At 54.0% G+C, this 20,422-nt stretch carries 23 protein-coding genes and 1 other annotated feature; of the genes, 6 read left to right on the forward strand and 17 right to left on the reverse strand.

Annotated elements, in window-relative coordinates; all coding sequences use genetic code 11:
• Positions 1–14: 14 nt before the first annotated feature.
• The 3 genes from N7V53_RS00710 to hemP all read left to right on the forward strand — a co-directional run bounded on the left by N7V53_RS00710 (position 15) and on the right by hemP (position 2,370).
• Positions 15–851, forward strand: coding sequence for a kinase/pyrophosphorylase (locus tag N7V53_RS00710; RefSeq protein WP_279791564.1), 837 nt, complete (start codon positions 15–17; stop codon positions 849–851).
• Between the two features lie 148 nt (positions 852–999).
• The gene (aroH, locus tag N7V53_RS00715; RefSeq protein WP_279791565.1) at positions 1,000–2,046 is read left to right on the forward strand and encodes a 3-deoxy-7-phosphoheptulonate synthase AroH; all 1,047 of its coding nucleotides are present in this window, start codon (positions 1,000–1,002) and stop codon (positions 2,044–2,046) included.
• A gap of 144 nt (positions 2,047–2,190) precedes the next feature.
• Entirely contained in the window at positions 2,191–2,370 is a 180-nt protein-coding gene (gene hemP / locus N7V53_RS00720; RefSeq protein WP_279791566.1) for a hemin uptake protein HemP, read from the forward strand.
• 1 nt (position 2,371) lies between these two features.
• Here hemP and selO read toward each other — a convergent pair whose 3' ends face one another.
• The 15 genes from selO to fumD all read right to left on the reverse strand — a co-directional run bounded on the left by selO (position 2,372) and on the right by fumD (position 15,770).
• Complete coding sequence (gene selO, locus N7V53_RS00725) at positions 2,372–3,814, reverse strand: protein adenylyltransferase SelO (protein WP_279791567.1); 1,443 nt, start codon at positions 3,812–3,814, stop codon at positions 2,372–2,374.
• A 62-nt stretch (positions 3,815–3,876) separates the two neighbouring features.
• Positions 3,877–4,590, reverse strand: coding sequence for an EAL domain-containing protein (locus N7V53_RS00730; RefSeq protein ID WP_034814005.1), 714 nt, complete (start codon positions 4,588–4,590; stop codon positions 3,877–3,879).
• Positions 4,591–4,905: 315 nt separating this feature from the next.
• On the reverse strand, positions 4,906–5,370 hold the full coding sequence (locus N7V53_RS00735) for an NlpC/P60 family protein (RefSeq protein WP_023481861.1): 465 nt from the start codon (positions 5,368–5,370) through the stop codon (positions 4,906–4,908).
• Between the two features lie 78 nt (positions 5,371–5,448).
• A complete protein-coding gene (gene btuD, locus N7V53_RS00740) occupies positions 5,449–6,198 on the reverse strand; it encodes a vitamin B12 ABC transporter ATP-binding protein BtuD (RefSeq protein WP_279791568.1) in 750 nt (249 codons plus the stop codon).
• Positions 6,198–6,749, reverse strand: a complete 552-nt coding sequence (locus tag N7V53_RS00745; RefSeq protein WP_023481448.1) for a glutathione peroxidase — start codon at positions 6,747–6,749, stop codon at positions 6,198–6,200. The genes btuD and N7V53_RS00745 overlap by 1 nt, the downstream gene beginning before the upstream one ends.
• Positions 6,750–6,783: 34 nt before the next feature.
• Positions 6,784–7,764, reverse strand: a complete 981-nt coding sequence (gene btuC, locus N7V53_RS00750) for a vitamin B12 ABC transporter permease BtuC (protein WP_279792692.1) — start codon at positions 7,762–7,764, stop codon at positions 6,784–6,786.
• A gap of 104 nt (positions 7,765–7,868) precedes the next feature.
• Positions 7,869–8,168: an integration host factor subunit alpha gene (gene ihfA / locus N7V53_RS00755; protein WP_006820203.1), complete on the reverse strand. Its 300-nt coding sequence runs from the start codon at positions 8,166–8,168 to the stop codon at positions 7,869–7,871.
• Positions 8,169–8,172: 4 nt separating this feature from the next.
• Positions 8,173–10,560: a phenylalanine--tRNA ligase subunit beta gene (pheT, locus tag N7V53_RS00760; RefSeq protein WP_279791569.1), complete on the reverse strand. Its 2,388-nt coding sequence runs from the start codon at positions 10,558–10,560 to the stop codon at positions 8,173–8,175.
• Between the two features lie 14 nt (positions 10,561–10,574).
• Positions 10,575–11,558, reverse strand: coding sequence for a phenylalanine--tRNA ligase subunit alpha (pheS, locus tag N7V53_RS00765; RefSeq protein ID WP_279791570.1), 984 nt, complete (start codon positions 11,556–11,558; stop codon positions 10,575–10,577).
• Between the two features lie 40 nt (positions 11,559–11,598).
• Positions 11,599–11,723 (reverse strand) — a sequence feature (Phe leader region).
• Positions 11,674–11,718 (reverse strand): pheST operon leader peptide PheM, encoded by a 45-nt coding sequence (gene pheM / locus N7V53_RS00770; protein WP_001386830.1) that lies wholly within the window; start codon positions 11,716–11,718, stop codon positions 11,674–11,676. (Overlaps the previous feature by 45 nt.)
• A gap of 119 nt (positions 11,724–11,842) precedes the next feature.
• Complete coding sequence (gene rplT, locus N7V53_RS00775) at positions 11,843–12,199, reverse strand: 50S ribosomal protein L20 (protein ID WP_007374646.1); 357 nt, start codon at positions 12,197–12,199, stop codon at positions 11,843–11,845.
• A gap of 45 nt (positions 12,200–12,244) precedes the next feature.
• Positions 12,245–12,442, reverse strand: coding sequence for a 50S ribosomal protein L35 (gene rpmI, locus N7V53_RS00780; RefSeq protein WP_001124225.1), 198 nt, complete (start codon positions 12,440–12,442; stop codon positions 12,245–12,247).
• Positions 12,443–12,534: 92 nt separating this feature from the next.
• Positions 12,535–13,077 (reverse strand): translation initiation factor IF-3, encoded by a 543-nt coding sequence (gene infC, locus N7V53_RS00785; RefSeq protein ID WP_071789579.1) that lies wholly within the window; start codon positions 13,075–13,077, stop codon positions 12,535–12,537.
• Between the two features lie 3 nt (positions 13,078–13,080).
• Positions 13,081–15,009 (reverse strand): threonine--tRNA ligase, encoded by a 1,929-nt coding sequence (gene thrS / locus N7V53_RS00790; RefSeq protein ID WP_023481648.1) that lies wholly within the window; start codon positions 15,007–15,009, stop codon positions 13,081–13,083.
• 548 nt (positions 15,010–15,557) lie between these two features.
• Positions 15,558–15,770: a fumarate hydratase FumD gene (gene fumD, locus N7V53_RS00795; RefSeq protein WP_023481640.1), complete on the reverse strand. Its 213-nt coding sequence runs from the start codon at positions 15,768–15,770 to the stop codon at positions 15,558–15,560.
• A 236-nt stretch (positions 15,771–16,006) separates the two neighbouring features.
• Between fumD and N7V53_RS00800 the strand changes: the two genes are divergently transcribed.
• The gene (locus N7V53_RS00800; protein WP_279791572.1) at positions 16,007–17,452 is read left to right on the forward strand and encodes a flagellin; all 1,446 of its coding nucleotides are present in this window, start codon (positions 16,007–16,009) and stop codon (positions 17,450–17,452) included.
• Positions 17,453–17,615: 163 nt separating this feature from the next.
• Here the strand turns inward: N7V53_RS00800 and N7V53_RS00805 are convergent, their stop codons facing one another.
• Both N7V53_RS00805 and N7V53_RS00810 read right to left on the reverse strand, forming a co-directional pair.
• Positions 17,616–17,819: a hypothetical protein gene (locus N7V53_RS00805; protein WP_023481611.1), complete on the reverse strand. Its 204-nt coding sequence runs from the start codon at positions 17,817–17,819 to the stop codon at positions 17,616–17,618.
• A gap of 244 nt (positions 17,820–18,063) precedes the next feature.
• The gene (locus N7V53_RS00810; RefSeq protein WP_023481849.1) at positions 18,064–18,819 is read right to left on the reverse strand and encodes a DUF481 domain-containing protein; all 756 of its coding nucleotides are present in this window, start codon (positions 18,817–18,819) and stop codon (positions 18,064–18,066) included.
• Between the two features lie 286 nt (positions 18,820–19,105).
• Between N7V53_RS00810 and pfkB the strand changes: the two genes are divergently transcribed.
• Both pfkB and ghoS read left to right on the forward strand, forming a co-directional pair.
• Positions 19,106–20,038 (forward strand): 6-phosphofructokinase II, encoded by a 933-nt coding sequence (gene pfkB, locus N7V53_RS00815; protein WP_279791574.1) that lies wholly within the window; start codon positions 19,106–19,108, stop codon positions 20,036–20,038.
• An 84-nt stretch (positions 20,039–20,122) separates the two neighbouring features.
• The gene (gene ghoS / locus N7V53_RS00820; RefSeq protein ID WP_124968492.1) at positions 20,123–20,413 is read left to right on the forward strand and encodes a type V toxin-antitoxin system endoribonuclease antitoxin GhoS; all 291 of its coding nucleotides are present in this window, start codon (positions 20,123–20,125) and stop codon (positions 20,411–20,413) included.
• Positions 20,414–20,422 lie beyond the last annotated feature (9 nt).

Here is a 20,422-nt window from a genome sequence, read left to right on the forward strand (position 1 = left end):
TCAGGATGGGATTAATGGACAACGCAGTCGATCGTCACGTGTTTTATATTTCCGATGGAACCGCTATCACCGCTGAAGTATTAGGCCATGCGGTGATGTCGCAATTTCCGGTTGCTGTCAGCAGCATCACTCTGCCCTTCGTGGAAACCGAGAGTCGCGCCCGCGCGGTCAAAGAGCAGATAGATGCGCTCTACCAGCAAACGGGTAACCGCCCGCTGGTCTTTTACTCGATTGTGCTGCCGGAAATCCGCGCCATTATTTTGCAAAGCGAGGGCTTTTGTCAGGATATCGTGCAGGCGCTGGTGGCCCCGTTGCAGCAGGAATTAAAACTCGATCCAACGCCGATTGCCCATCGTACCCACGGCCTGACGCCGGGAAATTTGACCAAGTATGACGCACGTATTGCCGCCATTGATTACACGCTGGCGCACGATGATGGTATTTCGTTGCGCAACCTCGACCAGGCACAGGTGATTCTGCTCGGCGTCTCCCGCTGCGGTAAAACACCCACCAGCCTCTATCTGGCGATGCAGTTTGGTATTCGCGCCGCCAACTACCCCTTTATTGCGGATGATATGGACAACCTCGGGCTGCCTGCCGCGCTGAAGCCGTTGCAGCATAAACTCTTTGGTCTGACCATTAATCCTGAACGCCTTGCCGCCATCCGCGAAGAGCGCCGTGAGAACAGCCGCTATGCGTCATTACGCCAGTGCCGTATGGAAGTGGCCGAAGTGGAAGCGCTTTACCGCCGTCACCAGATCCCCTGCCTTAACAGCACCAACTACTCCGTGGAGGAGATCGCCACCAAGATGCTCGATATGATGGGATTAAGCCGTCGCATGTACCAATAAGCTAGTACATGAATGCATTCTGCGCTATCATGCTTGCCACTGATGTGTTGCGCCCCGTAGCAGGCTTGTTTTCAGCCGCGATTGGTTTATGGTGAGCGCATCACTTCCGGCACTTTTGCCGCTGAAGCCCCTAATTTCGAGATCGTTAATGAACAAAACAGATGAACTTCGCACCGCGCGTATTGATAGCCTGGTGACGCCTGCGGCGCTGGCACAGCGCTACCCTGTCAGCCCGGAGGTCGCCGCCCATGTGACGGCCTCGCGGCGGCGTATCGAAAAAATCCTTAATGGTGAAGATCGCCGCCTGCTGGTGGTTATCGGCCCCTGCTCTATTCACGATCTGGATGCGGCGATGGAGTATGCCCGCCGCCTGCAAGCCCTGCGCACGCAGCACGAGGCGCAGTTAGAGATTGTGATGCGCACCTATTTTGAAAAACCGCGCACGGTGGTTGGCTGGAAGGGGTTGATCTCCGATCCCGATTTGAATGGCAGCTATCGCGTGAATCACGGTATCGAACTGGCGCGCAGGCTGCTGTTGCAGGTCAACGAACTGGGTGTGCCGACCGCCACCGAATTTCTTGATATGGTGACCGGCCAGTTTATCGCCGATCTGATTAGCTGGGGCGCCATCGGCGCGCGCACCACCGAAAGCCAGATCCACCGAGAGATGGCTTCAGCGCTCTCCTGCCCGGTGGGCTTTAAAAACGGCACCGATGGCAATACCCGCATCGCCGTGGATGCAATCCGCGCCTCCCGCGCCAGCCATATGTTCCTGTCACCGGACAAAAATGGTCAGATGACCGTTTACCAGACCAGCGGGAACCCATGGGGCCATATCATTATGCGCGGCGGCAAGCAGCCAAACTTTTACCCGCAGGATATCGCCAACGCCTGCGACACGCTGCGCGAGTTTGATCTGCCGGAGCAACTGGTGGTCGATTTCAGCCACGGCAACTGTCAGAAACAGCATCGCCGCCAGCTTGAGGTGTGTGATGAGATCTGTGCACAAATTCGCAATGGTTCAACGGCCATTGCCGGTGTGATGGCAGAAAGTTTCCTCAAAGAGGGAACGCAAAAAATTGTTGCCGGGCAGCCGCTGGTCTATGGTCAATCGATCACCGACCCATGCCTTGGCTGGGATGACAGCGTGCTGCTGCTGGAGAAACTGGCCGCCGCCGTCGCCACGCGCGGTTGATCCAGGCTCATCTGCGAACCAGGCAGAGGTTACCTACAGATTTTAGGGGGATCGGCGCGATCTCCCTGCAACCCGCTTGCCTCACTGCGCGGTTTATCGATAATAATTCTCATTGTTGATTTACTGTTAAGCGCGACTTTGCCTATGGACAGCTCCGCCACGCCCACCAGCCGGAACGAAAAACCGGATCATATTAATCCCGACGATCGGCACATCACCAGCCAGGCGCTGCTCGGCGAACAGCGCCGTGTTGTGATTGAGCATAACGGGCAGCGCTATTTGCTGCGCGAAACCCATGCCGGCAAGCTGATCCTCACCAAATAAGCTAGCTTGAGCAGCTCACTTCCAGCCGTTTGCCCCAGTCCGGCGGACGGCGGGCATAATCGTCGCTGCGATCGCTAAAGGGCTGGCGCAGGATCTCATGCAACCTTTCCAGTTCTGCCATGTCGCCCTGCTCCGCCACATCGATGGCGCGCTGCGCCAGCCAGTTGCGCAACACCACCGCCGGGTTAACGCTCTGCATCTGCTGCTGCCGTTGCGCATCGTCAATCCCCTCCTGCTGCAGACGCTGGCGATAGGTTTCGAACCAGTTATCAAACGCGCCGCGATCGATAAACTCATCGCGCAGCGGCGAGGCCGCGCTCTGCTGCTCGGTGTGGCTTAGCATGCGGAAGGTGCGCGTATAGTCGCTTCCTTCCCGCGCCATCAGCGCAAACAGCGCGTTGAGGATCTCGTTATCCCCCTCCTGCGGCACAAACAGGCCGAGCTTGCTGCGCATCAGGCTGCCATACTCGGTCAGCAGCTCTGTCTGATACTCATCCAGCGCCGCATTCAGGGCATCGACGGCAATAAACGGCGACAGGGACTGCGCCAGGCGTTGCAGGTTCCACTGCGCGACCACCGGCTGATTCTCAAAACTGTAGCGCCCCTGGTAGTCAGAGTGGTTACAGATAAACGCCGGGTTGTAGTCGTCGAGAAATCCATAGGGCCCGTAATCCATCGTTAACCCGAGGATCGACATATTGTCGGTGTTCATCACGCCGTGGGCAAAACCGACCGCCTGCCAGCGGGCAATCATCACGGCGGTACGCCGGACCACATCGCGGAACCATGCCACGTAGCGGTCAGGCTCCTCCTGCAAATGGGGCCAGTGATGGCGAATGACAAAATCGGCCAGCTCACGCACTTTTTCAGGCTGACGACGATAGTAGAAGTGTTCGAAATGGCCGAAACGGACATGGCTTTCCGCGATACGCATCAGCATCGCCCCCTGCTCGCGGGTCTCGCGCATCACCGGCGTGTCGCTGGTGACAATGCTTAACGCACGGGTGGTGGGAATACCGAGATAGTGCATCGCTTCTGAAGCAAGGCTTTCACGAATGGTCGAACGCAGCACCGCGCGGCCATCGCCCATGCGCGAGTATGGCGTCAGCCCGGCGCCTTTAAGGTGCCAGTCGCGGGTCGAGCCATCCGCCAGTTGCTGTTCACCAAGCAGAATGCCGCGCCCATCGCCCAGTTGCCCGGCCCAGACACCGAACTGATGCCCGCTGTAGACCTGCGCCAGCGGCGACATACCGGGCAGCAACGTTTCACCGCCCCAGACGCCAGCGCCGGATTCAGGATGAAAGAGCGCCTCGGGCACGCCGAGGGTTTCTGCCAGCGGGGCATTGCGCCAGATAAGGCGCGCATTGCTGAGCGGGGTGGGCGTTAACGCAGTGTAGTAATCTGGCAGTTCATCACGCCAGCGAGTGGTAAAAGTCAGGGTCATAGATCCTCCAGCCTTTTAGTGTAGTGCCTAATGCGGTGTTTAAACACCGGGCAACACAAGGGCTATGGGTGGATCAGTGACGTCAGCTGCGCGGGGCTAACCGCTGGCCAGAGCGCGCCTTGCATAGCGCTGAACTGAAACGCCCTTGCGCGCTTCAGCGACGGCTCATCATCAATGCCGGCAATCATCACCGCATCGCAATAGGGTTCGACCTGCGAAATGATGGCGCGCATAAAGGGTTCGAAGGCAAGCGTAGATAAACGTTGGTGAATAAAGTTTTTATCCAGCATGACCCTTTTAAACAGCCCGTCAAATACCGCTCTGGTTGACGCAGCGCCAACGCCGAAATTCCATAGCACCAGCGGATATTGTTTCGCCAGTAGAGACAGAATTTTGTTCTCTTTTCCGCTATTGAGATCTGGATAATTCTCATTGATGGCTAATTCAAGGCACGGGAATTTTCTTACCTGTGCCGCCAGGGTGTCATCCGTCAGTAATTGCTCGGCAATTTCCGGAGAAATATTAATCCAGGCGGTAAGATGATGCTGAATTAAAAAGAGCTGGCAGACTTCAATTAGAGCAAGTTGCTCAGTAAACAGCGTCACTTTTTCAGCGACCGTCAGGCGTGGCAAGACCAGCTCTGTCGGGGCGCGGACGGTGCTGTCCTTTCCAACAAAGTTAACGATAATTTCGACACCCTGAAGCATTCCGTTACCGTCTCTTGCCGGTAGTAATAAAAGCTCAGAGCGATAGCTGTAATCGAGTGAAACTATCATTTTGCCAGCCCCGCATTATGGGTTAAATCCGGCGTTAACAAACCTGTCTGACGATATTCCATATTTACTGATTTTAATGAGATTGGCTTCATTTTTTTCCCGTTCTATTTTTCTACCCTCCCCTCCGTTGTTATTCGTTTGCTCCCGCATTCTCCTGCCCCCTGGCGGTGAGTCGCGAACAATCATAATTAATTTAAAAAAAGCGAATTAGTGGAAACGTCCTGGTTTATATGAAAATGTTCCGCCGCCACAAACAAAAAAGGGAGGCTTGCATTACGCGCGCTCCCTTTTTTTGCACCGTCTGTCGATGTCACGTCAGATACGTCGCGCCTGCCAAAAATTTTTGCGCCAGTAGACATTATCCAGCGAAGAGCGCATCACGCCCCGGCTGGTTGAAGCATGAATAAAGGCGTTATCGGTGTCGTAGATGCCAACATGCAGCCCGCTCTCACCGGAGCCGGTTTTGAAGAACACCAGATCGCCAGGCAACAGATCCTCTTTATCGATCTCGGTACCGAGCTTCGCCTGTTGACGCGTTTCGCGCGGCAGCTGCAACGCGAATTTGTCGCGGAACGTCATCATCACAAAGCCAGAGCAGTCGACGCCTGAGCGCGCCATGCCGCCATAGCGATAGGGCGTGCCGCGCCATTCGCTTAGCTGATCGTTCAGATTGGCAATCACCGTAATGGAGTCCGACAGCCTTGGGTTCGGCGGTGGCGCGCGGTGAGAACTACATCCTGCAAGGAAAAGCGCCGTCGCCAGTAAAAACCAGATACGCATTCTGCAATACGCCTCGTTATCTCTTTTTATCGGATTAATCTACAGTGGGAGCGCGCGCTGTGGCAAGTCACCATTGCGTCACATGGCCGGGATCAGCATTCGGTGGCCTTCCACCTCAACCTGCTGGAAAGCCATGCCGTAGGCGTCAGCCAGATGCGCAGGTGTCATCACCTGCGCTTTTGTGCCGCTCGCCAGTAACTTTCCCTCACGTAATAGCCAGACCTGATGGGCCTGGCGCAGCGTATGATTGAGATCGTGGCTGCTCATTACCACCGAAATACCAGCGCTGACCAGCTCACCAATCACCCCATCCAGCGCCGCCTGCTGCGCCACATCGAGGCTGTTCATCGGCTCATCCAGCAGCAACAGCTGCCCGCGTTCGTTACCCTGCGGGTGAATCTGCAAAATCACCGCCGCCAGGCGCACCCGTTGCCACTCGCCGCCGGAGAGCTGGTTGGTTGCCCGCGCCAGCTTATCGTGCAGGCCAAGCTGACCGGCAATGTGTGTCAGCAGGGCGTGCTGGCTTTTGTCAGGCTGATGCAGCGACAGGTAGTGCCACACTGGCATAGCAAAGGGTGCACTCTGCTGTTGAGCCAGGTAGGCGCGATGCCGGGCCAGCGCCGTCGCTGACCACTGCTCAAGCAGTTGTCCGCCAAAGGTAACCTTACCCGGCCCGCTGGACAGCCCGGCGATACGCATCAAAAGCGTGCTCTTCCCTGCCCCGTTCGGCCCGACAAGATGCACGATCTGCCCGTGGGGAAGTGACACGCTCATCGGCTCCAGCCTGCCCGGCTCAGCAACCTCCTGTAGCTGCATCAGCGTCGACATTACTTCGAGACGGCCTGCTTAATGGCGTTGACCAGCAGCGGATCGTCCGGCGTCATATCGGGTGAAAAGCGCTGAATGACCTGGCCGTCGCGGCCAATCAGGAACTTTTCGAAGTTCCATAAGATATCGCCCGGTGCCTGCGGTGCGCGGCCTTTGCTGACCATGCGCTCATAAAATTCGCTATCTGCCGGTGCGAGTGCGGTCGGCGCGGCAGCAATCAGTTTTTCATAGAGAGGATGGCGCGCGTCGCCATTGACGTCGATCTTGCTGAAAAGCGGAAAGGTGACGCCATAGGTGGTGCTACAGAAGGTTTTGATCTCCTCTTCCGAACCCGGCTCCTGCCCGAGGAACTGGTTGCACGGGAAGCCCAGCACGCTAAAACCTTCCCCTTCCCACGCTTTCTGCAGGTTTTCCAGCTGCTCGTACTGCGGCGTCAGGCCACATTTTGACGCAACGTTAACCACCAAAAGCACTTTGCCGCGCCAGGCGCTGAGCGAGCTCTTTTCGCCATCAATGGTGGTGACTTCGGTATCCAGAATATTCTGTTGCATAACATCCCCTTAATGAATGTGATGAGTGACGGGCTTAGCGCCCGACCCTCAATAATAGCCAGATAAACACCGGCGCACCTAGTGTCGATGTTACAACGCCTATCGGCAGCTCTGCGGCGCTGAGCGCGAGGCGCGAGACAATATCCGCAAACAGCAACGCGACCGCGCCCGCCAGTGCGCAGCCCGGGAGCAGAACGCGATGATCGCTTAAGCCACATAAGCGCAAAATATGTGGGATAACGAGCCCGATAAAGCCGATAGCCCCGGCAATCGCCACGCTGACGCCCACCATCCAGCCGGTGGCCGCCACCAGCAGATTACGCCATAACCAGAGCGGCAGCCCCAACTGACGGGCAGAGATTTCACCCAGCGCTAACACATTCAGCGCTGTGGATTGCAGGCAGACCCACACCATTACCGGCAGGAGTGCTGCCATCAGCCAGCCCTGCTGCCAGTCGACGCCGCTAAAGCCGCCCATCATCCAGTACATCAACTGGCGTAAATCAAGCGAGGTGGAGAAGTAGACCGCCCAGGTCATTAAAGCGGTGCAGATAATGCCGAGCGCCACACCGGCAAGCAGTAAGCGACTCGTGGAAAGATGGCGGCGCGCAAAACGCAGCAGGATAAGCGTCACCGTCAGCGCACCGGCAATAGCGCAGAGGCCGAGCGCCCAGCCGGGCAACATACCGCCGCCGAGAAATACCGCCGCAACCAAGCCTACGCCCGCGCCGCTCGAGACGCCAAGCAGCCCTGGCTCTGCCAGCGGGTTTTCAAATAAAGCCTGCATGGTGGCACCGCACAGCGCCAGTGCGGCACCGACCAGCAGCACGGCAAGAGTGCGCGGTAAGCGTATCTGCCAGACAAAAAGCTCACCCTCAGGGGTGAACCAGCGGTCGGGGGCTATCCACTGCTCGCCTGCGCAAAGGCTCAAGGTCAGCGCAAGCAGTAAAAGCAGCGCCAGCGCGCCGAGCCAGCGGCGATTGTGGTGCTGTTGAAGATGGGCATATGCCAGCATGGTTTCACGTTTACTCATCAGCCAGGTGACTGATTCTAAGAGGGATAGCGAATGCTGAAAAGAAAAAAGGCCGCGAGGCGGCCTTTTTGGTTAGTGCAAAAAAATCATTCAGCTTTGGGCGAAGCGTTTTCAACGCGGCTCTTTAACTTCTGGCCGGGTCTGAAGGTCACCACGCGCCGTGCTGTAATGGGAATATCTTCGCCGGTTTTTGGGTTACGGCCCGGACGTTGATTCTTGTCACGCAAATCAAAGTTGCCGAAGCCGGAGAGTTTGACCTGCTCACCATTTTCCAGAGCGCGACGGATCTCTTCGAAAAACAGCTCTACCAGCTCTTTTGCGTCCCGCTTGCTAAGCCCAAGCTTATCAAACAGATATTCTGACATTTCAGCTTTTGTAAGCGCCATAGGTTCAATCCCTCAATGATGCCTGGAATCGCTCTTTTAATGCCTCTACACATCTGGCAACGGTAGCGGCAATCTCCTCTTCTTCGAGTGTACGGCCGGTATCCTGAAGGATCAGACTGATGGCAAGGCTTTTCGACCCTTCCACGACGCCCTTACCGCGGTACACGTCAAACAAGTTTACGCCAACTACCTGATTTGCGCCAACTTTCTTACATTCAGCCAAAACATCTGCTGCGGGTACATTTTCATTGACCACAACAGCGATGTCGCGGCGGTTCGCCGGGAAGCGAGAAATCTCCTGAGCCTGAGGCACGGCGCGGTCTGCGAGGGCATTCCACTCCAGTTCAAACACCAGCGTACGGCCGTTCAGATCAAGCTTACGCTCCAGCTCCGGATGCACCACGCCGATAAAGCCAATGCGTTTATCTTTCAGATAAATCGCGGCAGATTGACCCGGATGCAGCGCCGGATTGGTCTCTGCGCGGAATTCGATAGCGCCTAATTTGCCGGTCAGCTCGAGCACAGACTCCAGATCGCCTTTCAGGTCGAAGAAGTCAACGCTGTTTTTCGCCAGGTCCCAGTGCTCTTCATAACGGTTTCCGCAGATAGCGCCCGCCAGCATCACGTCCTGACGGATGCCGAGGTTCGCCTGGGTATCCGGCACGAAACGCAGACCGGTTTCGAAAATGCGTACACGGCTCTGCTGACGGTTCTGGTTATAGACAATGGTGCCCAGCAGACCAGTCCACAGTGAGAGACGCATCACCGACATTTCGCTGGAAATTGGGCTTGGCAGCACCAGCGCTTCTTCGCCCGGGTGGATCAACTGCTGCAGTTTCGGATCAACGAAGCTGTAGGTGATCACTTCCTGGTAGCCTTTGTCGTTAAGCATAGTTTTCACTCGCTTAAGGGACAAGTTGGCTTCGCGATGTTCGCCCATCACCAGCCCGGCCTGCACCGGCTCGTCAGGAATATTGTTGTAACCGTAAACACGGGCAACCTCTTCCACCAGGTCCTCTTCGATCTCCATATCGAAACGCCAGCTCGGCGCAACCGCCAGCCACTCATCCTGGCCTGCGGTCACTTCGCAGCCAAGACGGGTCAGAATATCGCTCACCTGCTCATCGGCAATGTGATGACCAATCAGACGATCCAGCTTGCTGCGACGCAGGCGAATAGCGGCACGTTTCGGCAGTGACGCTTCATCAGTAACGTCAATGACCGGGCCTGCTTCACCGCCGCAAATATCCAGCAGCAGGCGCGTAGCACGCTCCATCGCTTTGTATTGCAGCTGCGGATCGACGCCGCGCTCGTAGCGGTGAGAAGCATCGGTATGCAGACCGTGACGACGTGCGCGACCGGTAATGGAGAGCGGGTTAAAGAAGGCGCACTCCAGCAGGACGTTTTGCGTTTCGCTGTTCACACCGGAGTGTTCACCGCCGAAGATACCGCCCATCGCCAGCGCGTTTTTCTGGTCTGCAATCACCAGCGTGTCGGCACTCAGTTTCGCTTCGTTGCCATCAAGCAGCACCAGCGTTTCGCCCTCTTTCGCCATACGCACCACGATGCCGCCTTCAAGGCGATCGCTGTCGAAGGCGTGCATCGGCTGGCCGAGCTCAAGCAGAACGTAGTTAGTGACATCGACTACCGCATCGATTGAACGAATGCCGCAGCGACGCAGCTTCTCTTTCATCCACAGCGGCGTCGGCGCGCTGACGTTGATACCTTTGACCAGGCGGCCAAGGTAACGCGGACAGGCCTCTTTCGCTTCCACTACGATCGGCAGCGTATCGTTAATGGTTGCAGCAACGGGCGCAATTTCTGGCTCGTTCAGCGGGGATTTATTCAGCACCGCAACGTCGCGAGCCACGCCGATAATGCCCAGGCAATCGGCACGGTTTGGCGTAACGCTGATTTCGATAGTGTTGTCGTCAAGCTTCAGGTATTCACGAATATCGGTGCCGATCGGCGCATCTGCCGGCAGTTCAATGATGCCGTTGTGATCGTCGGAAATACCGAGTTCGGAGAAGGAGCAGAGCATCCCTTCGGAGGGTTCGCCGCGCAGTTTCGCCGCTTTGATTTTGAAATCGCCTGGCAGTACCGCGCCGACTGTCGCTACGGCCACTTTCAGCCCGAGACGGCAGTTCGGCGCGCCGCAGACGATATCCAGCAGGCGATCGCCGCCCACATTCACTTTTGTTACGCGCAGTTTGTCAGCGTTCGGGTGCTGAGCGCACTCCATCACTTCGCCAACCACCACGCCATGAAACGCGCCGGCGACCGGTTCAACGCCGTCCACTTCCAGACCAGCCATGGTGATCTGCCCGGAGAGCGCTTCGCTATCAACCGCTGGGTTCACCCATTCGCGTAACCACAGTTCACTGAATTTCATTGTTTCGCCTGCCCTTATTTAAACTGTTTGAGGAAACGCAAATCGTTTTCGAAGAATGCGCGCAGATCTGTCACACCGTAGCGCAGCATGGTGAGACGCTCCATCCCCATGCCAAATGCGAAACCGGAGTAGATTTCCGGGTCGATGCCAACGTTACGCAGCACATTCGGGTGGACCATGCCACAACCCAGCACTTCCAGCCATTTACCGTTTTTACCCATCACATCCACTTCGGCGGAGGGTTCGGTGAACGGGAAGTAGGAGGGACGGAAGCGGATTTGCAGATCCTCTTCAAAGAAGTTACGCAGGAAGTCGTGCAGCGTCCCTTTCAGGTTGGTAAAGCTGATGTTTTTATCAACGATCAGCCCTTCCATCTGATGGAACATCGGGGTGTGGGTCTGATCGTAGTCGTTACGGTAGACGCGGCCAGGGGCAATAATGCGAATCGGCGGCTGCTGGTGCTCCATGGTGCGGATCTGTACGCCTGAAGTCTGGGTACGCAGCAGACGCGTAGCGTCGAACCAGAAGGTGTCGTGATCGGCACGCGCCGGGTGGTGACCCGGAATGTTCAGCGCGTCAAAGTTGTGGTAATCGTCTTCGATCTCCGGCCCGGTGGCGACGGTAAAGCCCAGCTTACCGAAGAAGCTCTCGATACGATCGATGGTACGCGTCACCGGGTGCAGACCGCCATTTTCAATACGACGGCCCGGCAGGGAGACATCGATGGTCTCAGCGGCGAGGCGGGCATTCAGCGCAGCGCTTTCGAGATCGTTTTTGCGCGCGTTCAGCGCTTGCTGAACCTGCTCTTTCGCTTCATTGATTACCGCTCCGGCAGCCGGGCGCTCTTCTGGCGGCAGCTCACGCAGGGTGGTCATCTGAAGGGTCAGATGCCCTTTCTTACCCAAATATTCGACGCGTACGTTGTCCAGCGCGGCGACATCTGAGGCATCGTTAATGGCTGCCTTCGCACTGGCAACCAGCTCTGCGAGATGTGACATGGTTTTCCTCGTTATATGACGATATTTACACGCGGCAGATACAAAAAAAGCCTCCACAAGGGAGGCTTTCTGGCGCTGTTTTCCGTTTCTTCTTTCACGCGCAAGCCCCCTGGGTTCAGGTGCTAAAGTAAAAAAAGAAGCGGAAAATAGCAGCATTCATGCTTGCATTACCTTAATCGGCTACGTGGCGACGATGGGCTATTGAAAACGCATCACGGCAAAAAGTCAATGTATTGATACTGTTAAAGCAAAAGAGGGAGCCAGGCTCCCTCTCTTAAACTGGCTTACGCCAGAGCTGCTTTCGCTTTTTCAACCAGGGCAGAGAATGCCACTTTGTCGAATACGGCGATGTCAGCCAGGATCTTACGGTCAATTTCAACAGAGGCTTTTTTCAGGCCGTTGATGAACTTGCTGTAAGAAATACCGTTCTGACGTGCTGCTGCGTTGATACGTGCAATCCACAGCTGACGGAACTGACGCTTTTTCTGACGACGGTCACGATAAGCGTACTGACCAGCTTTGATAACAGCCTGGAAGGCAACACGGTAAACGCGTGAACGCGCGCCGTAGTAGCCTTTAGCTTGTTTCAAAATTTTCTTATGACGTGCACGTGCAATCACACCACGTTTTACGCGAGCCATATGCTCTCCTGTATATTCTAATTAAAAAGTTAAAAGGTTAACGACTTATGCGTACGGCAGGCACGCGATGACCAGGCCCAGATCGCCTTTAGAAACCATGGCTTTCGGACGCAGGTGACGTTTACGCTTGGTAGCTTTTTTGGTCAGAATATGACGCAGGTTAGCATGCTTGTGCTTAAAACCACCTTTACCGGTTTTTTTGAAGCGCTTAGCAGCACCGCGTACGGTTTTGATCTTTGGCATTTTTCAATTTCCACTTCGCATTGTTAATAAACGAAACAAAGGCGAACTAAACCCGCGAGCACGAGGCCCACAGGTTTAATTACTTGATGGCCTTACTGTTTCTTCTTAGGAGCAAGCACCATAATCATCTGGCGGCCTTCGATCTTCGTAGGGAAGGATTCGACAACTGCCAGTTCGACCAGATCTTCTTTCACGCGGTTAAGCACTTCCATACCGATCTGTTGGTGGGCCATCTCACGACCGCGGAAACGCAGCGTGATCTTGGCCTTATCGCCCTCTTCAAGAAAGCGAATCAGGCTGCGGAGTTTTACCTGATAGTCGCCTTCATCTGTACCAGGTCGGAATTTGATTTCCTTGACCTGAATAACTTTTTGCTTCTTCTTCTGTTCCTTAGAAGATTTGCTCTTTTCATAGAGGAACTTGCCGTAGTCCATTATACGGCAAACGGGCGGCTCGGCGTTAGGGCTAATTTCGACTAAATCAACCCCGGCTTCTTCAGCTTTTTCCAGAGCTTCTCGCAGACTCACAATACCAAGCTGCTCGCCTTCCAGACCAGTTAAGCGAACTTCCAGGGCGCGGATCTCGCCATTAATACGATTGGGACGCGCCGTTTGAACTCGTTTTCCGCCTTTAATACCTTATTCCTCCAGTTGTTTAAGACTGCGGCTGCGAATCTCTTGTTGCAGCTTCTCGATAACTTCATTTACGTCAAGGCTACCCAGGTCTTTACCGCGACGGGTACGCACAGCAACTTTGCCGGCTTCAACCTCTTTGTCACCACAAACAAGCATATAAGGGACACGACGTAAAGTGTGCTCGCGGATTTTAAAGCCTATCTTCTCGTTTCTCAAGTCTGCTTTTACACGAATGCCCGCATTTTGCAGTTTCTGGGTCAATTCGTTGACATATTCAGACTGTGAATCAGTAATGTTCATGACCACGACCTGCACCGGCGCAAGCCAGGTTGGGAAGAAGCCTGCGAACTCTTCAGTCAGGATGCCGATAAAGCGCTCCAGTGACCCAAGAATTGCGCGGTGAATCATAACTGGAACCTGACGCTCGTTGCTTTCGCCTACATAAGAGGCGTTCAGACGAGCCGGCAGGGAGAAGTCCAGCTGTACCGTTCCGCACTGCCATGCACGATCGAGGCAGTCATAAAGGGTAAATTCAATTTTCGGACCGTAGAATGCGCCTTCACCCAGTTGATATTCAAATGGGATATTGTTCTCTTCCAGCGCAACTGCCAGATCCGCCTCAGCACGATCCCACATCTCGTCACTACCGATACGTTTCTCGGGACGGGTGGAGAGTTTAACAACGATTTTTTCGAAGCCAAACGTGCTGTACATATCGTAGACCATACGGATGCAGGCGTTCACTTCATCGCGAACCTGCTCTTCCGTACAGAAAATATGCGCATCATCTTGCGTAAAGCCGCGCACACGCATCAGACCGTGCAACGCGCCCGAAGGTTCATTACGGTGGCAGCTACCGAACTCCGCCATACGCAGCGGCAGGTCGCGGTAGGATTTCAACCCCTGGTTGAAAATCTGCACATGTCCCGGGCAGTTCATCGGTTTGATGCAGTACTCACGATTCTCTGACGAGGTCGTAAACATAGCATCTTTGTAGTTGTCCCAGTGGCCGGTTTTTTCCCACAGCACACGGTCCATCATAAACGGGCCTTTCACTTCCTGGTACTGATACGCTTTCAGCTTAGAGCGTACGAACGTTTCCAGTTCACGGAAAATGGTCCAGCCATCGTTGTGCCAGAAGACCATACCCGGCGCTTCTTCCTGCATATGGTACAGGTCAAGCTGCTTACCGATTTTACGGTGGTCGCGTTTTGCGGCTTCTTCCAGACGCAGCAGATAGGCGTTAAGCGCTTTTTTATCTGCCCATGCGGTACCGTAAATACGCTGCAGCATCTTGTTGTTGCTGTCGCCGCGCCAGTAAGCGCCCGCCGTTTTCATCAGTTTGAAGTGGTGGCAGAAACGCATATTCGGTACGTGCGGACCACGGCACATATCGACGTATTCTTCATGATGATACAAGCCAGGCTTGTCATCATGGGCAATGTTTTCATCAAGAATGGAGACTTTGTAGTTTTCACCGCGTGCGACAAACGTTTCACGCGCTTCCTGCCAGCTCACTTTCTTCTTGATAACGTCATAGTTGGATTCGGCGAGCTCGTGCATACGTTTTTCGAGCGCGTCGATATCTTCCTGAGTCAGAGTGTGGTCGAGATCAACGTCATAATAGAAGCCATTGTCGATAACCGGACCAATCGCCATTTTAGTGTGCGGCCACAGCTGCTTGATCGCATGGCCCAACAGATGCGCACAGGAGTGGCGGATAATCTCCAGCCCTTCCTCATCTTTTGCGGTGATGATAGCAAGGTTTGCATCACTGTCGATGATATCTGAAGCATCGACCAGTTCACCATTGACGCGCCCGGCAATGCAGGCTTTCGCCAGACCAGGGCCAATATCAAGCGCAACATCCAGGGGACTTACGGCGTGGTCATAATGGCGTTGACTGCCATCAGGAAGCGTAATTACAGGCATTTCATTTCCTTAATTTGCAGTGGTGCGCCACACGAAAGAGCACATGCAAAATGAGATTTCAAAGATATAACAGCAACTTAGATAAGTTTTCTCGCTTCACTCTGCGGAATATGTATCGAACGGTGATGACCGCACTTTACCCTTACCCGCTGCTGTTAAGTACCCGACAATAGTACACATTTGCAATCGGCGTTGAAAGGGCTAGTGTGACGGGGATCATTTTTGCGCCCTTTTCCGTCGCTATGGAGCAGAGTCGCCATTTAGCCTGGTTGCGCAACGAAGGTATTATCTGATTTTTCGTTTACATCTTGACACAACAGGGGTAGAAGCAGTCTATTTGGCTTCCCAGCAACCCCTAACCCACTGATAAATCATGGTAATAGTTTATATCTTAGCCATTATTCTGTTGATTGCTATTGTTATTTTTGCCTTCTACAAACACAGCAAAGTGAAATATTCACAAACCCTTCCGGTTTCACCGAGAAAACGACGCTAGGGCTTTCGCTTCTCCCGGGCACGCAGCAATGCGTGCCCTGTTGAAACCAGGCTCAGGCGTCAAAACCAAGGGCACGGATCACCTCTTCCATCGCCGCTTCTGTCAGTTCGCTACGTTTAATTCTCTGATTAGCCAGCATGGTTCTCACCACACCCGCGATAACAATATGCTTAGGCTCCTGCCCCAGGTCACGCATCTCAAGCACGACCTTGCCCACTACCCGGCACATCTCATCATACAGCGCCGCATCATTTAACTTGCCCATACCGCCCCATCTCCCCGTTTTTTTTCATTAGAAAGCCTTGAGTAACACGCAGCCTACCCTTATTGCAGTTGCCTGTAAGTGTGCCACAACACTGCAAATCTTTAGCGAAAATGTAAAAGGACTTGTTTTTTATACAGTTGCACAAAGTTAAATTTCCTTATCGATTTACCTTAAAGAAACCCGCTACTGTTGCCGATAAATAGAGCATTCGTGGTTTGAATGATAAAGCGACGGTAATGCAAGCGATCAATTACAACGAGATGACGGGCTTGAACCTGACGGTTCGCAAAACAACCTCATCGACTCTGCAGGAGTCAATTGAGCGTTTATCGTCAGGCTTACGAATCAATGGCGCAAAAGACGATGCGGCAGGCCAGGCCATCGCTAATCGTATGCGTTCAAACAGTAACGCAGACACCGTGGTTTCCCGCGGGCTTGATGACGCCATCAGCATGGCGCAGACCGCCGATGGCGGCCTGAGCACCATTAGCGAACGGCTGATCCGCGCTAAAAGTCTGGCTATCCAGGCCGGTAACAGTACGCTTTCTGAAAGTGACAGACAAAGTATCCAGAACGAATACAAAAGTATTCTCGATACCATTCAGTCGATTTCCGAAGGCACCGAGATTTTCGGCTCTTATCCCCTGGCAACGGACGCCCCGGAGCTTCCACCAGCGCTTATCGGCGATGTTCCGCCGCTGAGTACTAAATTTCCGGTGAGCGGAACGGACTATTCGTTCAGTTCCGGTATCGTCTCGCTGGCCTATATTCCGGCGGGGGCGAAAAATATTGCTATTACCATCGACTCATTAGGTCTGGATGACGACATTCAGCTCTTCACGCGCGACGGTAAACATCTGGCGGGCACGCCGATTAACGGCAGCGATCCGGATTACACCTGGAAAAGCCGCGGCATCACCGATTCCGCAAAGGCGACCAGCCGCGTATTGACTGCATCGAACGGCTTCAAGAGTGGTGCCACTTACGATGACTCGCTGCTGATTGAAGGAGGCTCTTCCTGGGCATTAAATGGCAGCTCGACACTCCCCTACAATGGCATGACCATCAAATACAGTGGTGATGGCGATCGGTATGAGTCCGGTGCGGCCTACAATGACGGCAGCAATGGTGCGAACCGCCTTGAGCGATTAACGATTGATAATGTTACTGAAGATCTTGTTGTTATGGTCGTGGGGAGCGGCTCCTTTACCAGCAACCTGACCTGGGGCGAGCTGCCAAAACCGACGATTACGCCGAAAGAGCCGCCTAAGCAGAGCAGGCCGTGGGAAGTGGTGACCAGTGCCACTGTCGGGGATGAGATCAAATCAACGACCATTCCGACCACGCCCGCGGATGTTAAATCCCTCGGCTTAACCGGCACGGATCTGCTGTCAGAAACCACCGCAGGTAAGGCGATGGGCAAACTCGACCAGGCGCTGGAAAAAGTGAGCGGTTACCGCGCGCAATATGGCGCTTTTATTAATCGTTTTGAATCAAACAAATCGGTGCTGGCGCAGCAGAGTGTCGCCACGCAGGCGGCAAGAAGCCGGATAGAAGATGCGGATTATGCGCTGGAAGCGAGCAAAATGGCGAAAGCGCAGCTTTTACAGCAGGGTCAGGATGCCGTATTAAAAGTGGCTAACCAGGCGGCGGAGAATATTCTCTCGCTCCTGCGTAGTTGATAGTCTGAGATTTAACGCAACCAGAAATAAGCGTTATTAGCGCACCTTTTGCAAATAACCTGTCAGAAAGAACCCATTCCTAAACCTCTCTTGCCAACTTTAAAAACCGGTACCACATAATCCGGTTTTTAAAATAAGCAGATGAAACGGCTGAGAATAATCTTTATTCCCACTCACCGGCTACCAGCGTATGCGCATTAAAAGCAGCGGCGTTAGAGCCGTTTACTGCATGCGTACCGGGGATCATGTTTGAACCCGCTTCGATGGTGGTGACGTGATTAGTAGATTGTGCAGGCTGTGCCGCGAATACGCTAAAAGAGAGCGCAGAAATAACCAGCGCGGCTGCGGTTGTTTTGATTGTTTTCATGATCAAATTCTCTTGCTTAAATAGATTTAACTGGCCGGGCAGCAAAATGCCCACAGCAAGAATTGTAGATCTGGATCACACTTTTTCCCAGTCAATTTATTTAGCCGTTCGTGTCAAATAAACTGAATATGTTTCTTAAAGAGGAAATGTGGAGAGAAATGCAGGAGCGGACTTAAATAAAATTAACTGGCGAACTGCGCACTTCACGTAAATAAAAACGGGCCGGATAATCCGGCCCGTCCAATTAAATTTTGTAGCCTAAGGTAATCGACGTTCTGCGATCGGTATGATCCGGTGCCGATGACGGCGGCTCAGAGTTCCAGGTCACGTTGTAGGCGACCTTCAACGCGAAGTGGGAGTTAATCGCCACGTTCAGCGCGGTTTCGGAGTTGACGGTAGTATCGTCCGCACCAAATACCGAAACGCCCTGGGTAAATTTCGCATTGTCAGAGAACTGCCACGCGTATGTACCAGACGCGTAGCCCAGCGCCGTCGTTTTGGTATCGCCGTTTGTGTACTTGTCATAACGCACACCCGGACCGAATTCGAGACGGAAGCTGTGAACCGGACCATTCAGGAACTGACGACCATAACCGGCGGTAGCGATGTCACGGGCATGATAACCGTTGTAGCGATCGGTCAACCAGCTCGCCTGGCCGAACAGGTAGTCGTAGTCAGTCATGTTATAACGGCTACGGCCACCGACAGCATACTTCTCGGAAGAACGTTCGTCGTTAGACGAGGTGTTACTGGCGTTGCCCCACAGGGACCAGGCCGTAGAATCGCCATACCATGTCAGGGTAGAGTCGGCCGTCAAAGAGGAACTCTTTGTGTTGCCTGACTGACCGAGATAGCCACCGTTGACATTACCTTCAAACGGTTTTTTCGCGGAGGCGGGGTCATCCATGACAGTAAAAACGGTATCATCTGCGACAGCATTCATCGACGCAAGCACGCCCGCAGCCATAACCAGCGCGGGTACTGTCTTAAAAAGCTTCATTTTTTTAAATCCGTACAGTAAATGAGACCAACACGGTCCCGGAAACTTTCTTATGGATCAATGACCAACGGTCCGCAGAAAGGTAACAAATTATAAAAAGACCGCTTAAACATATCAATGAAATCTTATTTGATTTTTTGAATAAGAGAGATCTCAGAATAATTGTTATAGATTCCGAAATATCACTATAAAAATAATATCGTATTTAAAATCATACTGTTATTTACTTTCCCTTCACTGTAAATGGTGCCAGGCTTACTGCACGCTACGTAACAGGAGGTCAAATATGGTACCGATTTATACGCTTACCCTCGCGCCATCCCTCGATAGCGCGACAATAACGCCGCAAATTTATCCGGAAGGAAAACTCCGTTGCACCTCGCCGGTATTTGAACCGGGCGGCGGCGGCATTAATGTTGCCCGCGCCATTGCCCACCTCGGCGGAAAAGCCACCGCGATTTTTCCGGCGGGCGGCGCAACCGGCGAACACCTCACTGCCCTGCTCGCCGATGAGCATGTCCCGACCCTCAGCGTGCAGACCGCCGACTGGACGCGACAAAACCTGCATGTGCACGTCGAGGCGAGCGGCGAGCAGTATCGCTTTGTGATGCCCGGTGCCGCCCTCAGCGAAGATGAGTTCCGCCAGATTGAAGAGAAAGTGCTGACCATAGAGAGCGGCGCTATTCTGGTCATCAGCGGCAGTCTTCCGCCGGGTGTCCAGCTTGAAAAGCTGACGCAGTTGATTACCGTCGCGCAAAAACAGGGGATCCGCTGCATTATCGACAGCTCCGGCGACGCGCTGGCCGCTGCGCTGGAGATTGGCAATATCGAACTGGTCAAACCCAACCAGAAAGAGCTCAGCGCGCTGGTGGGCCGACCACTCAACCAACCCCATGACGTGTTGCGCGCGGCGCAGGAGATCATTACCAGCGGCAAAGCGCGTCGCGTGGTGGTCTCGCTCGGACCGCAAGGCGCGCTGGGGGTGGATCAACAGGGCCATGTGCAGGTTGTGCCGCCACCAATGAAAAGCCAGAGCACCGTTGGCGCGGGCGACAGCATGGTCGGTGCCATGACGCTTAAGCTTGCCGAAGATGCCCCACTCGAGGATATGGTGCGTTTCGGCGTCGCGGCCGGCAGCGCAGCAACCATCAATCAAGGTACCCGCCTGTGTGCCAGTGAAGATACGCAGAAGATCTACGACTATTTACGCGGTGCGTAAGCGCAGCGGAATCTCTGGCATCCAGTCGACAAATATTTGTCGCCGACTATGCTAAAAAAATTTGCATTAACAACGAGGTGAAATATGAGTAACGATGGCATCACCCGCTACGTCGTCACGGTGAAATTTCACGATGAGACGTTAACGGACATTAACGAGCTAAATAACCACTTTACACTTGCGGGCTTTCTTATCACCATGGCGGACGACGATGGCAAGGTGCACGATCTCGGCACCAACACCTTCGGCCTGATTAGCGCCTTAAACGAGCAAGAGGTTCATGAGCTTGCCAGCGGCCTGGCGGAAAGTGCCGTCGGGCGAAAAACAGACGTTACGGTTTCCACCTGGGAGACGTGGCGGCAACAAGAGCAATAAGTGCCATCC

The organism is Kosakonia sp. HypNH10 (assembly GCF_029850615.1).
Classification (GTDB): Bacteria; Pseudomonadota; Gammaproteobacteria; order Enterobacterales; family Enterobacteriaceae; genus Kosakonia; species Kosakonia cowanii.

What these genes read in the sequence shown, in the direction of transcription:
- N7V53_RS00710 (WP_279791564.1), top strand. Translation starts at nt 15, where the DNA reads ATGGACAACGCAGTCGATCGTCACGTGTTTTATATTTCCGATGGAACC.
- aroH (WP_279791565.1), top strand. Translation starts at nt 1,000, where the DNA reads ATGAACAAAACAGATGAACTTCGCACCGCGCGTATTGATAGCCTGGTG.
- hemP (WP_279791566.1), top strand. Translation starts at nt 2,191, where the DNA reads ATGGACAGCTCCGCCACGCCCACCAGCCGGAACGAAAAACCGGATCAT.
- selO (WP_279791567.1), bottom strand. Translation starts at nt 3,814, where the DNA reads ATGACCCTGACTTTTACCACTCGCTGGCGTGATGAACTGCCAGATTAC.
- N7V53_RS00730 (WP_034814005.1), bottom strand. Translation starts at nt 4,590, where the DNA reads ATGATAGTTTCACTCGATTACAGCTATCGCTCTGAGCTTTTATTACTA.
- N7V53_RS00735 (WP_023481861.1), bottom strand. Translation starts at nt 5,370, where the DNA reads ATGCGTATCTGGTTTTTACTGGCGACGGCGCTTTTCCTTGCAGGATGT.
- btuD (WP_279791568.1), bottom strand. Translation starts at nt 6,198, where the DNA reads ATGTCGACGCTGATGCAGCTACAGGAGGTTGCTGAGCCGGGCAGGCTG.
- N7V53_RS00745 (WP_023481448.1), bottom strand. Translation starts at nt 6,749, where the DNA reads ATGCAACAGAATATTCTGGATACCGAAGTCACCACCATTGATGGCGAA.
- btuC (WP_279792692.1), bottom strand. Translation starts at nt 7,764, where the DNA reads ATGCTGGCATATGCCCATCTTCAACAGCACCACAATCGCCGCTGGCTC.
- ihfA (WP_006820203.1), bottom strand. Translation starts at nt 8,168, where the DNA reads ATGGCGCTTACAAAAGCTGAAATGTCAGAATATCTGTTTGATAAGCTT.
- pheT (WP_279791569.1), bottom strand. Translation starts at nt 10,560, where the DNA reads ATGAAATTCAGTGAACTGTGGTTACGCGAATGGGTGAACCCAGCGGTT.
- pheS (WP_279791570.1), bottom strand. Translation starts at nt 11,558, where the DNA reads ATGTCACATCTCGCAGAGCTGGTTGCCAGTGCGAAGGCAGCCATTAAC.
- rplT (WP_007374646.1), bottom strand. Translation starts at nt 12,199, where the DNA reads ATGGCTCGCGTAAAACGTGGTGTGATTGCACGTGCACGTCATAAGAAA.
- rpmI (WP_001124225.1), bottom strand. Translation starts at nt 12,442, where the DNA reads ATGCCAAAGATCAAAACCGTACGCGGTGCTGCTAAGCGCTTCAAAAAA.
- thrS (WP_023481648.1), bottom strand. Translation starts at nt 15,009, where the DNA reads ATGCCTGTAATTACGCTTCCTGATGGCAGTCAACGCCATTATGACCAC.
- fumD (WP_023481640.1), bottom strand. Translation starts at nt 15,770, where the DNA reads ATGGGCAAGTTAAATGATGCGGCGCTGTATGATGAGATGTGCCGGGTA.
- N7V53_RS00800 (WP_279791572.1), top strand. Translation starts at nt 16,007, where the DNA reads ATGCAAGCGATCAATTACAACGAGATGACGGGCTTGAACCTGACGGTT.
- N7V53_RS00805 (WP_023481611.1), bottom strand. Translation starts at nt 17,819, where the DNA reads ATGAAAACAATCAAAACAACCGCAGCCGCGCTGGTTATTTCTGCGCTC.
- N7V53_RS00810 (WP_023481849.1), bottom strand. Translation starts at nt 18,819, where the DNA reads ATGAAGCTTTTTAAGACAGTACCCGCGCTGGTTATGGCTGCGGGCGTG.
- pfkB (WP_279791574.1), top strand. Translation starts at nt 19,106, where the DNA reads ATGGTACCGATTTATACGCTTACCCTCGCGCCATCCCTCGATAGCGCG.
- ghoS (WP_124968492.1), top strand. Translation starts at nt 20,123, where the DNA reads ATGAGTAACGATGGCATCACCCGCTACGTCGTCACGGTGAAATTTCAC.